The organism is Pseudomonas sp. B21-056, from assembly GCF_026016325.1.
In the GTDB taxonomy this organism is placed as follows: domain Bacteria; phylum Pseudomonadota; class Gammaproteobacteria; order Pseudomonadales; family Pseudomonadaceae; genus Aquipseudomonas.
Map to the genome: position 1 here is coordinate 5895304 of NZ_CP087203.1, position 12933 is coordinate 5908236.

10 protein-coding genes are annotated in these 12933 nt (G+C 61.9%); 3 read left to right on the forward strand and 7 right to left on the reverse strand.

Translation table 11 applies throughout. From position 1 onward, the window contains the following. Positions 1-54: 54 nt before the first annotated feature. The 5 genes from LOY67_RS25840 to LOY67_RS25860 form a co-directional block, all read right to left on the reverse strand. On the reverse strand, positions 55-3072 hold the full coding sequence (locus LOY67_RS25840; protein WP_265064990.1) for a sarcosine oxidase subunit alpha: 3018 nt from the start codon (positions 3070-3072) through the stop codon (positions 55-57). After that, positions 3069-3398 carry a sarcosine oxidase subunit delta gene (locus LOY67_RS25845; protein WP_265064991.1) on the reverse strand — a complete coding sequence of 110 codons (330 nt, stop codon included), beginning with the start codon at positions 3396-3398 and terminating at the stop codon, positions 3069-3071. Before LOY67_RS25845 ends, LOY67_RS25840 begins: the two co-directional genes overlap by 4 nt. 15 nt (positions 3399-3413) lie before the next feature. Beyond that, positions 3414-4664, reverse strand: a complete 1251-nt coding sequence (locus LOY67_RS25850; RefSeq protein WP_265064992.1) for a sarcosine oxidase subunit beta — start codon at positions 4662-4664, stop codon at positions 3414-3416. A gap of 21 nt (positions 4665-4685) precedes the next feature. Beyond that, positions 4686-5939, reverse strand: coding sequence for a serine hydroxymethyltransferase (gene glyA / locus LOY67_RS25855; protein ID WP_047702350.1), 1254 nt, complete (start codon positions 5937-5939; stop codon positions 4686-4688). Between the two features lie 199 nt (positions 5940-6138). Continuing rightward, positions 6139-6843 (reverse strand): conjugal transfer protein TraX, encoded by a 705-nt coding sequence (locus LOY67_RS25860; RefSeq protein ID WP_265064993.1) that lies wholly within the window; start codon positions 6841-6843, stop codon positions 6139-6141. A 194-nt stretch (positions 6844-7037) separates the two neighbouring features. On the opposite strand from LOY67_RS25860, the gene LOY67_RS25865 reads away from it, so the two are divergent. Then, positions 7038-8078: a low specificity L-threonine aldolase gene (locus tag LOY67_RS25865; protein WP_265064994.1), complete on the forward strand. Its 1041-nt coding sequence runs from the start codon at positions 7038-7040 to the stop codon at positions 8076-8078. 180 nt (positions 8079-8258) lie between these two features. After that, entirely contained in the window at positions 8259-8789 is a 531-nt protein-coding gene (locus tag LOY67_RS25870; protein WP_265064995.1) for an REP-associated tyrosine transposase, read from the forward strand. Between the two features lie 105 nt (positions 8790-8894). On the opposite strand, the gene gbcB is transcribed toward LOY67_RS25870, so the two are convergent. Then, positions 8895-9995, reverse strand: coding sequence for a glycine-betaine demethylase subunit GbcB (gene gbcB / locus LOY67_RS25875; RefSeq protein ID WP_265064996.1), 1101 nt, complete (start codon positions 9993-9995; stop codon positions 8895-8897). A gap of 283 nt (positions 9996-10278) precedes the next feature. Here gbcB and gbcA point away from each other — a divergent pair, with 283 nt between their 5' ends. Further along, entirely contained in the window at positions 10279-11574 is a 1296-nt protein-coding gene (gene gbcA / locus LOY67_RS25880; RefSeq protein ID WP_265064997.1) for a glycine-betaine demethylase subunit GbcA, read from the forward strand. A 108-nt stretch (positions 11575-11682) separates the two neighbouring features. Here the strand turns inward: gbcA and LOY67_RS25885 are convergent, their stop codons facing one another. Continuing rightward, positions 11683-12927 carry a metallophosphoesterase gene (locus LOY67_RS25885; RefSeq protein ID WP_265064998.1) on the reverse strand — a complete coding sequence of 415 codons (1245 nt, stop codon included), beginning with the start codon at positions 12925-12927 and terminating at the stop codon, positions 11683-11685. Between the last annotated feature and the right edge of the window lie 6 nt (positions 12928-12933).

Sequence of the window (12933 nt, forward strand, 5' to 3'; positions counted from 1 at the left end):
GACGCAAAGCGTCCCGGGATGCATTCCCACGCAGAGCATGGGAACGATCAGGTATCAAATATTCTGCCGATCACCCTTCGGATCGAAGAACACCGAAGAAACGATCTCGGCCTCGATCACGCTGCCATCGGCCTGTGGCGAGAAGACCCGCTCACCGATACGCTTCAAGCCGCCCTTGACCACACCCATGGCGAACGAATAGCCCAGGGAGTTGTGTGCATAGCTGGAAGTCACGTGACCCACCATGGTCATCGGGATCGCCTGCTTGGGGTTGAAGACCAGTTGCGCACCTTCCGGCAGCCAGACATTCGGGTCGATCGGCTTGAGGCCCACCAGTTGCTTGCGGTTCTCACGCACGCAATCTTCACGGTTCATGCCACGCCAGCCGATCCACGAGAACGGTTTGGTACGGCCTACGCACCAGCCCATGTTCAGGTCGTCCGGGGTCATCGAGCCGTCAGTGTCCTGGCCGACGATGATGAAGCCCTTCTCGGCCCGCAGTACGTGCATGGTTTCCGTGCCGTACGGGGTCAGGTTGTACTTCTTGCCCGCCTCGACGATCTTCTCGAGCACGCCCATGGCGTAGTCGGCCTGCACGTTGACTTCGTACGACAGCTCACCGGTGAACGAGATCCGGAACACCCGCGCCGGTACGCCGCCTACCAGACCTTCTTTCCAGGTCATGAACGGGAAGCCGTCACGATCCAGGTCGATGTCGGTGACTTCGCTCAGCAGCTTGCGGCTGTTGGGCCCCGACAGGGTCATGGTTGCCCAGTGGTCGGTGACCGAGGTGAAGTACACCTTCAGGTCCGGCCATTCGGTCTGCTGGTAGATCTCCAGCCATTGCAGCACACGGGCCGCACCGCCGGTGGTGGTGGTCATGATGAAATGGTTGTCGGCGACGCAGGCGGTCACGCCGTCGTCGAACACCATGCCGTCTTCCTTGCACATCAGGCCGTAGCGGGCCTTGCCCACATCGAGCTTGGTCCAGGCGTTGGTGTAGATGCGGTTGAGGAACTCACGGGCATCCGGACCCTGGATGTCGATCTTGCCCAGGGTCGAGGCGTCCAGCAAACCGACGCTGTCGCGCACGGCTTTGCATTCGCGCTTGACCGCGGCATGCAGGTCTTCGCCATTTTTCGGGAAGTACCAAGGGCGCTTCCACTGGCCGACGTCTTCGAACTCGGCTCCGTTCTTCAAGTGCCAGGCGTGCAGCGCAGTGAAGCGCACCGGCTCGAAGATGTGCCCGCAGTTACGGCCGGCGATCGCACCGAAGGTGACCGGCGTGTAGTTCGGACGGAACATGGTGGTGCCCACCTGCGGAATGCTCACGTTCATCGAGCGTGCCGCGATGGCCAGGCCGTTGATGTTGCCCAGCTTGCCCTGGTCGGTACCGAAGCCCAGTGCGGTGTAGCGCTTGACGTGTTCCACCGACTCGAAGCCTTCGCGGGTGGCGAGTTCGATGGCGGCGGCGGTGACGTCGTTCTGCAGGTCGACGAATTGCTTCGGTGCCCGTGCGGTGGCTTTTTCGTGCGGCACCTGGAACAACGCCAGGGTTGGCTCTTCATGACGGCTCAGGGCTTTGGGCAATACGCCTTCCACCGCTTTGAAACCGGCTTCGCTGGCCGCGCGCACACCGCCCTCGAAACCATCGGCCAGGGTGTCGCCGAGGCTGTAGACACCATTCACGCCGCCGACGCATACGCGCTTCTGCGGCGCTTCACCCGGTACGAAACCGAGGATGTCTTCACGCCAGACCGGCCTGCTGCCCAGGTGCGAAGCCAGATGGACCACCGGACTGTAGCCGCCGGAACTGGCGACCAGGTCGCAATCGAGCCATTCGCCAGGGCTGGTGACCTTGTGCGCACGGACGTCGATCGCGGCAACGCGGGCAGCGGTGACGCGCTTGCTGCCACGGGCCTCGATCACGGCGCTGCCGGTGAGGATGCGGATGCCTTTGGCACGCGCCTCTTCCACCAGCGCACCACGCGGGTTGCTGCGGGCGTCGGCGATGGCGATCACTTGCAGGCCGGCGTCGAACCAGTCCAGGGCCACGCGATAGGCGTAGTCGTTGTTGGTGCTCAGCACCAGTTTCTTGCCCGGTGCCACGCCGTAGCGACGTACATAGGTAGAGACTGCACCGGCCAGCATGTTGCCCGGCACGTCGTTGTTACCGTAGACCAGCGGACGCTCGCAAGCACCGGTGGCCAGCACCACGCGCTTGGCGCGGACGCGGTTGATGCGCTGACGCACCTGCCCGATCGGCGCGCGATCACCCAGGTGGTCGGTCAGGCGCTCGTGGATGGTCAGGAAGTTGTGGTCGTGGTAACCGTTCACCGTGGCGCGAGGCAGCACCACCACTTCAGGCAGCGAGCGCAGTTCAGCCACCGCAGCGGCAACCCATTCGGTCGCCGGCTTGCCATCCAGGCTTTCACGGGTATCGAGCAGGCTACCGCCGAACTCCTCCTGCTCATCGGCCAGGATCACGCGCGCACCGCTACGTGCGGCAGCCAATGCGGCAGCCAGGCCGGCAGGGCCCGCACCGACCACCAACACGTCGCAGTGACGGTTGATGGCGTCGTAGGTGTCCGGATCGTTCTCGGTCGGCGAGCGACCCAGGCCCGCGGCCTTGCGGATGTACTTCTCGTAAGTCATCCAGAACGATTGCGGGTACATGAAGGTTTTGTAGTAGAAGCCCGGTGGCATCATCTTGCCGCCGACTTTACCCAGAATACCCATCACGTCGTTGTTCACGCTCGGCCAACCGTTGGTGCTGGAGGCGACCAGGCCCTGGTACAGCGCCTGTTGCGTGGCACGCACGTTAGGGATCTGCGTGGCTTCGGTGGCTCCGATCTGCAGCACCGCGTTCGGCTCTTCGGCGCCAGCGGCGAAAATGCCCCGTGGACGAGAGTACTTGAAGCTGCGGCCGATGATGTCGACACCGTTGGCCAACAGTGCAGCGGCCAGGGAATCGCCTTCGAAACCTTTATAGCTCTGGCCGTTGAAGGTAAAGCTCAATACTTTGCTGCGGTCGATCCGTCCGCCGTTGGACAGGCGATTGATCTGGCTCATACCTTCTCTCCCAGAGCCTGTGCGGCCGCTTTCGGACTGTCAGCCTTGTTGGTGAATTGCGGCTTTTGGCCGATCTTGTAGGTTTCCAGGATTTCGTAGCTCACGGTGTCACGGGTCGCGTTGAAGTACTGACGGCAACCGGCGGCATGGATCCACAGCTCATGGTGCAAGCCGCGCGGGTTGTCGCGGAAGAACATGTAGTCGCCCCACTGTTCGTCGGTGCAGCCGTTCGGATCCAGTGGGCGCGGGATGTGTGCCTGGCCGCCGGCATGGAATTCCTCTTCGGAGCGCAGTTCGCCGCAATGAGGACAGAAGATGTGCAACATAGGATTTTTCTCCTGTTAGTGGGCGACGGCAGCAGCGCCGTGTTCGTCGATCAGTGCACCGCTGTGGAAACGGTCCATGGAAAACGGTGCGGCCAGCGGGTGCATTTCCCCCTTGGCCAGGCTGGCGGCAAACACGTTGCCCGAACCTGGGGTGGCCTTGAAGCCACCGGTACCCCAACCGCAGTTGAAAAACATGTTCGGCACCGGCGTCTTGGAGATGATCGGGCAGGCGTCCGGCGAGGTGTCGACGATACCGCCCCACTGGCGGTTCATGCGCACCCGCGAGAGCACCGGGAACATCTCGACGATGGCCTGGACGGTGTGTTCGATCACCGGGTACGAACCACGCTGGCCGTAGCCGTTGTAGCCGTCGATACCGGCACCGATCACCAGGTCGCCCTTGTCGGACTGGCTGATGTAGCCGTGCACGGCGTTGGACATGATCACGCTGTCGATGATCGGCTTGATCGGCTCGGACACCAGGGCTTGCAGCGGGTGCGACTCGAGCGGCAGGCGGAAGCCGGCCAGCTTGGCCATGTGCCCCGAGTTACCGGCGGTCACGACGCCGACGCGCTTGGCGCCGATGAAACCCTTGTTGGTTTCCACGCCGATGCACACGCCGTTTTCCTTGCGGAAACCGATCACTTCGGTCTGCTGGATCAGGTCCACGCCCAAGGCGTCGGCGGCCCGGGCAAAGCCCCAGGCCACGGCATCGTGACGGGCCACGCCGCCGCGACGCTGGACAGTCGCACCCAATACCGGATAGCGGGTGTTCTTCGAGCAGTCCAGATATGGAATCTCGTCGGCCACTTGCTTGGCGTTGAGCAGTTCGCCGTCCACGCCGTTGAGGCGGTTGGCGTTGACCCGACGCTCGGAGTCACGGATGTCCTGCAGGGTGTGGCACAGGTTGTACACACCGCGCTGGGAGAACATCACGTTGTAGTTCAGGTCCTGGGACAGGCCTTCCCAGAGCTTCATCGCGTGCTCGTACAGGTGGGCCGATTCGTCCCACAGGTAGTTGGAGCGCACGATGGTGGTGTTACGGGCGGTGTTACCACCGCCCAGGTAACCTTTCTCGACCACGGCCACGTTGGTGATGCCGTGTTCCTTGGCCAGGTAGTAGGCGGTCGCCAGACCATGCCCGCCACCGCCGACGATGACCACGTCGTAGACCTTTTTCGGCGTCGGCGTACGCCACATCCGCTGCCAGTTTTCGTGATGGCTGAGAGAGTGCTTGAAGAGGCCGAAGCCCGAATAGCGTTGCATAGTCATTACTCCAAAACCGACTCAGCGATAAACCGGGAAGTCCGCGCACAGGGCTGCCACTTGCTGGGCAACATTGGCCTCGACATCGGCGTCGCCGAGGTTGTCGAGGATGTCGCAGATCCAACCGGCCAGCGTGACGCACTGGGAAACCTTGAAACCGCGAGTGGTCACCGCCGGAGTACCGATGCGCAGGCCCGAGGTCACGAATGGCGACTGCGGGTCGTTCGGCACGGCGTTCTTGTTGACGGTGATGTGGGCGCGGCCCAGGGCGGCATCGGCGTCCTTGCCGGTCAGGCCCTGACGGATCAGGCTGACCAGGAACAGGTGGTTATCGGTGCCGCCGGACACTACATCGTAGCCGCGCTTGATGAACACGCCAGCCATGGCCTGGGCGTTTTCGATCACTTGCTGCTGATAGGCCTTGAAACCAGGCTCCAGCGCTTCCTTGAAGCACACCGCCTTGCCAGCGATCACGTGCATCAGCGGGCCGCCCTGGGCGCCCGGGAATACCGCGGCGTTGAGCTTCTTCTCGATTTCTTCGTTGGACTTGGCCAGGATCAGGCCGCCACGTGGACCACGCAGGGTCTTGTGGGTGGTGGTGGTGACCACGTCGGCGTAAGGCAGTGGGTTCGGGTACAGACCGGCAGCCACCAGACCAGCGACGTGGGCCATGTCGACGAACAGCAAGGCACCGACCTTATCGGCGATTGCACGGAAACGCGGGAAATCCAGGGTCTTGGAGTAGGCCGAGAAACCGGCAACGATCATTTTCGGCTTGTGCTCGACCGCCAGGCGCTCGACTTCGTCGTAGTCGATCAGGCCGGTGGTGGTGTCGATGCCGTACTGCACGGCGTTGTAGAGCTTGCCCGAGGACGACACTTTGGCACCGTGGGTCAGGTGACCGCCATGGGCCAGGCTCATGCCCAGGATGGTGTCGCCGGCCTGCAGCAGGGCCAGGTACACGGCGCTGTTGGCCGAAGAACCGGAGTGCGGCTGGACGTTGGCGTAATCGGCACCGAACAGTTGCTTGGCGCGCTCGATGGCCAGGGCTTCGACCTTGTCGACGTGCTCGCAGCCACCGTAGTAGCGCTTGCCTGGATAGCCTTCGGCGTACTTGTTGGTCAGGCCGCTGCCCTGGGCCTGCATGACACGCTTGCTGGTGTAGTTTTCTGACGCGATCAGTTCGATGTGATCTTCCTGGCGTTGCTCTTCGGCGTTCATCGCCGCCAGCAGTGCATCATCGTAACCTTGGATCTGGTCTTGCTTGCTGAACATCGCGTCTCTCCCAGCGGCGTCGATACGCCTTTTTGTCTTGGTGAGGGACTGCCCCTTCGACAGTGCCCTTTGGATGCGATGGTATGGCTGGCGCAGGCAAGTCAAATGCCTATGGACGCCACGCAAAGGCGCGTTTACGACATGTGTCGCAAAGGAGCGCCGAAGGGAAACTTTTGCAGGCTTTATGGCCTTTATGGTGTCAGGCAAGTACCTGGCGAACTGCGAGCAACGCCAGGAAGTGCCCGGGATACAGGGCATACGCCCAACGCCGCATCGCCGGCGGATGAAAACCACCCGCCTGGCGCAAAAGCACCAGCCCGAGCCCTGGCGCAAACAGGCAAGCCAGCATGCCAGCCACCGCCACCTCATTTCCCAGCCATGCGGCGCCATAAAGCACGCGCCATTGATTGGCCGCCAGGCACACCAGCCCCGGCAGCAAGGCGAAATACCAGGGCCGTCGAAACACCAGCAACATCGCCAGGGGCAGCAGTACACCAAAGAAACCGAACATCAGCTGTGTAGAGCACAGTGCCGCCAGCAGCAATGCCGCCACCGCCAGACACCGCGCCTCCCGTCCCGGCGCCTGCCAGCCGCGCGCCACCAGCAGGCCCAGGATCAGCGTCGGCAATACATTCAACGTAGAAGGGTCGGGAATGAACAATCGATACGGAATTTCACTGATCGCGCCGAACAGCAACAGCCAGCCCAGATAACGCCACGGCATGACAGCACCCCCATCCCGCGCCAGGTTCGCCGCCATCGCCAGGCAGAACCACGGGAATGCCAGGCGCCCCGGCACATACAACCAATCGGCGGAGAAACCGACATATCGCAGATGATCGAGCACCATCGCCAACAGAGCCAGCCATTTGAGCAGGTCCAACGCTCCGTCGCGCCGGTTCATGTGCACGGCGGCTCGGCGACTTTGTGATTTCCTGACAGAAACATCCGGTGTGTTCCCCCGCTAATCTTGGGTAAAGTGCGCACCAACATAGACCACGGCGCTGTGGACTCAAACACGCCGAACCAAAGGGACTCCCCACCCGGGAATTTCCGCCAGGGATCTTTACCCAGGACCTCTACTCCAGGAGCAAGGCCATGACCGACAAGAGTCAACAGTTTGCCAGCGACAACTATTCCGGCATTTGCCCCGAAGCCTGGGCGGCCATGGAAGAAGCCAACCAGGGCCATCAACGCGCCTACGGCGATGATGAGTGGACCCACCGGGCGGCCGATGATTTCCGCGCCCTGTTCGAAACCGACTGCGAAGTGTTCTTCGCGTTCAACGGCACGGCGGCCAATTCCCTGGCGTTGTCCTCGCTGTGCCAGAGTTACCACAGCGTGATCTGCTCGGAAACCGCCCACGTCGAAACCGACGAATGCGGCGCGCCGGAATTCTTCTCCAACGGTTCCAAACTGCTGTTGGCGCGCACTGAAAACGGCAAGCTGACCCCTGACTCGATCCGCGAAATTGCCCTCAAGCGCCAGGACATCCACTACCCCAAGCCCCGGGTCGTGACCCTGACCCAGGCCACGGAAGTCGGCAGCGTCTATACCCCGGACGAAATCCGCGCCATCAGCACCACCTGCAAGGAACTGGGGCTGAACCTGCACATGGACGGCGCGCGGTTTTCCAATGCCTGCGCCTTCCTCGGCTGCTCGCCGGCAGACCTGACCTGGAAAGTGGGCGTGGACGTGCTGTGCTTCGGCGGCACGAAAAACGGCATGGCGGTGGGTGAAGCCATCCTGTTCTTCAACCACGACCTGGCGGTGGACTTCGACTACCGCTGCAAACAGGCCGGGCAACTGGCGTCGAAAATGCGCTTCCTCTCCGCCCCCTGGGTCGGCCTGCTGCAAAACGACGCCTGGCTCAAACACGCCCGCCACGCCAACCACTGCGCCCAACTGCTGGCACAACTGGTGAGCGACATCCGCGGCGTGGAACTGATGTTCCCGGTCCAGGCCAACGGCGTGTTCCTGCAACTCTCGGAACCGGCCATCGTCGCCCTCACCGCCCGCGGCTGGCGCTTCTACACCTTCATCGGCAAGGGCGGCGCCCGCTTCATGTGCTCGTGGGATACCGAAGAGGCGCGAGTGCGGGAACTGGCGGCGGATATTCGGGAAGTGATGAGCGCCTGAAGCAACTTCAGGCACACAGATCGTTCCCACGCTCTGCGTGGGAATGCCTCCACGGACGCTCCGCGTTCGGCTTCTGAGACGAGTCGACTATTCTCACCGGCCACGTGCCCTTTTCGCCTATCACGACATGAATCGGCAACTGCAACATGACCATTCCACGCGCAACAAAGGAATGAACCCATGGGCCGGAGCCGCTACGTCATCACCGAACCTGACAAACCGCACTTTCTCACCTGCACGCTCATGGAGTGGCTGCCGCTGTTTGTACGGCCCTACCTCGTCGATCACCTGCTCGATTGCTGGCGTTATCAGCAAGCCCACCAGGACCTGCAACTGCTGGGTTATGTCGTTCTGGAGAATCATCTGCATTTCATCGCCCAGGCACCGAACCTGAACAAGTGCTTGCGCCAGTTCAAATCATTTACGGCACGCCAGATCATTGATGACCTGCAGAGCAAAGGCGCAGAGCGAGCGTTGCAACGCCTGAGGTTCAGCAAGCGCGCTCACAAGAAGGACCGGGTGTATCAGCTTTGGCAGGAAGGCTCACATGCGGAGCAGATTCATAGCGAAACGGTCATGCGCCAAAAGTTGGATTACATCCACTTCAACCCGGTGAAGCGTGGGTATGTGGAACTACCGGAACATTGGCGGTATTCCAGTGCGCGCAATTATGCGGGGATGGAAGGCTTGATCGAGATTCAACGATGGTAGCGTGCAGACGGTTGGGGAGCTGGGACGCGGAGCGTCCCTGGCGGCATTCCCACGCAGAGCGTGGGAACGATCAGCGGAACACCTGCCACGCCCCATGCGATCGACTCAAAACTCGATCCGCACATCCCCCTTCGGCACGCTGCAGCACGACAGGATGTAGCCTTCGGCCTCGTCGTCCTCGGTGATCCCGCCGTTGTGGTCCATCTCCACTTCCCCGCCCAGCTTCAACACCTTACAGGTCCCGCAGATGCCCATGCCGCAGGCCTTGGGGATCATCATGCCGAGCTTGGCGGCGGCGGCGTGGACGGTTTCTCCCGGCGCCACGCGGATGCTCTTGCCGGAGGAGGTGAACTCCACCAGGTGCAGGTCCGCGGCATCGACCTCGGGTGCATCGGCGGCCTGTTCGGCCTGCTCCACCGCATCAGCGCGGGCTTCCGGTGGCGTGGCACCGAAGGATTCCTCGTGGTAACGCTTCATGTCGAAGCCGGCGGCTTCCAGCAGACGCTTGACCGCGTTCATGTACGGCGTCGGGCCGCAGCAGAACACTTCGCGCTCCATGAAGTCCGGCGCCATCAGCTCCAGCATCTTGTGGTTCAGGTAACCGCGATAACCGGCCCAGGGCTCGCCCAGGCCATGTTTCTCGCAGATCAGGTGCAGGCTGAAGTTGTCGATCCGCGACGCCATGTGTTCCAGCTCGCGGTGATAGATGATGTCCTTGGGCGAACGGGCGCTGTGGATGAACACCATGTCGACGTTGCCGTTGGTGTCGTAGTACCAGCGCGCCATGGACATCACCGGGGTGATGCCGACGCCGCCGCTGAGGTAGAGCACCTTCGGAGCGGAGAAGTCGATGGCGTTGAACAGCCCCACCGGCCCGTGCACCGCCAGCTCCTGGCCTTCGTGCAGGGTGTCGTGCAGCCAGTTGGAGACCTTACCCCCCGGCACACGCTTGATGGTCACCGAAAAGCTGTAGGGCACCGACGGCGAGCTGGAGATGGTGTAGGAGCGCATGATCGGCTGGCCTTCGATTTCCAGCTCCAGGGTGACAAACTGCCCCGGCTTGAAAAAGAACATGATCGGCTGGTCGGCCATGAAGCAGAACGTGCGCACATCCCAGGTTTCCTGGATGACTTTGACGCAACGTACGATATGTCGGCCATTGGCCCAGGTCTGGGTCGTGACCGGGTTCAGGAAATTATTGGACATGCTGGTCTCCACGGCCGACTGTCGGCCTTCATGTTGGCGATTGTGCGCAGGGCTCGGAAGCGTCGTTTACCTATTCGCGACATTGACATACTTATCGCGACCAGCCCCCAACCACCGGGGCTTGCGCGTCGGGAACAGATTGGGCCATGTCGCCCATGGATAAGGTTCGCCCCCTGCGCGGCCCCACACTCGCCTCAACAGACAAACAACGTTTTCTGCCTTGCGTAGCACAACCGATTAGCCATATTTCGCCGGCCACACAGATGGCCATGAGGATACAACGATGGACGTGACCACAACCCTGAGCCTGGGCGATCCACTGGAACCCGCACGCAAGGCCACCGTGCAGATGTTGCAAGAACGCGAGCGCACCTACTCGCTGCCGCAGCCATTCTATAGCGACGAGCGTCTGTTCGACATCGACATGCAGGAGATCTTCCAGAAGGAATGGCTGATCGCCGGCATGACCTGCGAGATCCCGGCCAAGGGCAACTACCTGACCCTGCAAGTGGGCAAGAACCCGATCATCGTGATCCGCGGTGCCGACGGCGTGGTCCACGCCTTCCACAACGTCTGCCGCCACCGTGGTTCGCGCTTGTGCACCAGCGAAAAGGGCAAGGTCGCCAAACTGGTCTGCCATTACCACCAGTGGACCTACGAGCTGGACGGGCGCCTGTTGTTCGCCGGCACCGAAATGGGCGCCGACTTCGACATGAAGCAGTACGGCCTCAAGCCGGTGAATGTGAAGACCGCCGGTGGCTACATCTTCATCAGCCTGGCGGAGAACCCGCCGGCCATCGATGATTTCCTGTCGACACTGAGCCATTACATGGAACCCTACGACATGGAAAACACCAAGGTGGCGGTGCAAACCACCTTGATGGAAAAGGCCAACTGGAAACTGGTGCTGGAAAACAACCGCGAGTGCTACCACTGCGGCGGTTCGCACCCCGAATTGCTCAAGACCCTGCTGGAATGGGACGACGTCACCGACCCACGCGCCGACCAGGCGTTCAAGGACCACGTGGCCGCTTCCGCTGCCGCCTGGGATGCCGAGAAGATTCCTTACGCCCACGCCAGCTTCGGCCTGCGTAACCGCATCGTGCGCATGCCGCTGCTCAAGGGCACCGTGTCGATGACCATGGACGGCAAACAGGGCTGCGCCAAGCTGATGGGCCGCATCAAGAACCCGGACCTGGGCTCGATGCGCATCCTGCACCTGCCGCACTCGTGGAACCACTGCATGGGCGACCACATCATCGTGTTCACCGTGTGGCCGATCAGTGCCCAGGAAACCATGGTCACCACCAAGTGGATCGTGCACAAGGACGCGGTCGAAGGCGTGGACTACGACGTGGCGCGCATGCGCGAAGTCTGGGACGCCACCAACGACCAGGACCGTCGCCTGGCCGAAGAAAACCAGCGCGGTATCAACTCCACCGCCTACCAGCCAGGTCCGTACTCCAAGACCTATGAGTTCGGCGTGGTGAACTTCGTGGACTGGTACAGCGGCCGCATGCTCAACAACCTGGGGGCCGAGCCTGCGCCGTACCTCAAGGGCATCAAGGTCCAGGCCTAAAAGCAAAAAGCATCGCGAGCCTGCTCGCTCCCACAGGGGATCTTTGGCGCACCGAAGATCACATGTGGGAGCGAGCCTGCTCGCGATAGCGGCCTGGCTATCAACCCATTACTTCGAACACCACCGCACCGACCCATCCTCCCCGTAGAACGTCTCGATAATCTCCTCCCCGCTCAACTGCACCTTCACATACCCGTTCAACACCCGCTCCGGGTACACCTCATCCCCGGCCAGTTTCGTCTCCGACCACAACACCCGCGCATGCCCGTTCAGCTCGCTGGTGGTGCCATAGGGAATCGCCCCATGCCCGGCGCACCGTGCATGCAAGCCGCCCTGGGTGGCGTAGCAGATGCCGTTGTGCAGGTGACCCCAGTACCAGTAGTCCGGCTCACGCCCCAGCGCATCGCACACCGGTTGGTACAGCGCGGTCTTGTTGTGCCCGGAAATATCGAACCCCTGGTGATGACTGAGCACCATCAGCTTCTTGCGCTTGGGCAGGCTTTTCATCCAGTCGATCTGCTGGGTGTTGAGGGTGCCGTCCATGTACAGGTTCATGGCGTCCGAGGCATAGGCGCTGTCGAGGCCGACCACCAGCCAGTCGTCGTTGTACAAGGCGAAATAACTGGTGCCCTGCTGCACCGGAAAACGCGCAGCCAGCTCCTTGAAATAGCCATGGGCGCCGCTGTACATCTCATGGTTGGAGTTGAGGGTGAATGAACCGTGCTTGCCCTGGGGCCAGCCGACCATGTCGACGTCTTCCTGGGAATGGGTACCGGCGTAATAGACGTCCCCCAGGTGGATGGTGAAATCAGCCTGGGCCAGTTGCATCTGATTGGCCACCGCGACCGCCGGGGCGTGGCTGTCGAACGGCCCGGTGCCCCAGTCGCCGGCGATGGCCAGCACCACGTCGCTGTCCATTTTCACCAACGCCGGGTTGGTGGCGAACGTCGCGTGGTGGCGCAGATTCTCGATCCACTTGAGCAGCGCCTCGCTCCACAACAAGTCCAGCAGTTCCCACTTGCGGCAACCCAGCAAGGTACCGTCCTTGAGCACCCGGGTCGGCAATTCGTCCTCGCTTTGTGGCAAGGGCTTGGCGTTGCCGATCTTCAGGATCGACAGGCCGTGGGACAACTCCCATGGCACGGCCGGCTCGTCGTCCGGCAGGTCGCCATGGTCGATCACGTGCTGGGCCTGGTCGTGGCCCCGCTGCAACAGCTTGACGATGGCCTGGAACTCCTCGGGCTCCAGGTCGTTGACCAGTTTCTTCCAGGACATTTCCAACCGCGTGACCAACCCGTGCAGGCGGACCTTGACCTTGTCGAACTCATGTTCCCAATGGTGCAGTAATGACATGTGGAC

Excerpts from the sequence above, each read along its gene's own strand:
- LOY67_RS25850 (WP_265064992.1), bottom strand. The coding sequence starts at position 4,664 with ATGCAACGCTATTCGGGCTTCGGCCTCTTCAAGCACTCTCTCAGCCAT.
- glyA (WP_047702350.1), bottom strand. The coding sequence starts at position 5,939 with ATGTTCAGCAAGCAAGACCAGATCCAAGGTTACGATGATGCACTGCTG.
- LOY67_RS25870 (WP_265064995.1), top strand. The coding sequence starts at position 8,259 with ATGGGCCGGAGCCGCTACGTCATCACCGAACCTGACAAACCGCACTTT.
- LOY67_RS25865 (WP_265064994.1), top strand. The coding sequence starts at position 7,038 with ATGACCGACAAGAGTCAACAGTTTGCCAGCGACAACTATTCCGGCATT.
- LOY67_RS25860 (WP_265064993.1), bottom strand. The coding sequence starts at position 6,843 with ATGAACCGGCGCGACGGAGCGTTGGACCTGCTCAAATGGCTGGCTCTG.
- gbcB (WP_265064996.1), bottom strand. The coding sequence starts at position 9,995 with ATGTCCAATAATTTCCTGAACCCGGTCACGACCCAGACCTGGGCCAAT.
- LOY67_RS25885 (WP_265064998.1), bottom strand. The coding sequence starts at position 12,927 with ATGTCATTACTGCACCATTGGGAACATGAGTTCGACAAGGTCAAGGTC.
- LOY67_RS25840 (WP_265064990.1), bottom strand. The coding sequence starts at position 3,072 with ATGAGCCAGATCAATCGCCTGTCCAACGGCGGACGGATCGACCGCAGC.
- gbcA (WP_265064997.1), top strand. The coding sequence starts at position 10,279 with ATGGACGTGACCACAACCCTGAGCCTGGGCGATCCACTGGAACCCGCA.
- LOY67_RS25845 (WP_265064991.1), bottom strand. The coding sequence starts at position 3,398 with ATGTTGCACATCTTCTGTCCTCATTGCGGCGAACTGCGCTCCGAAGAG.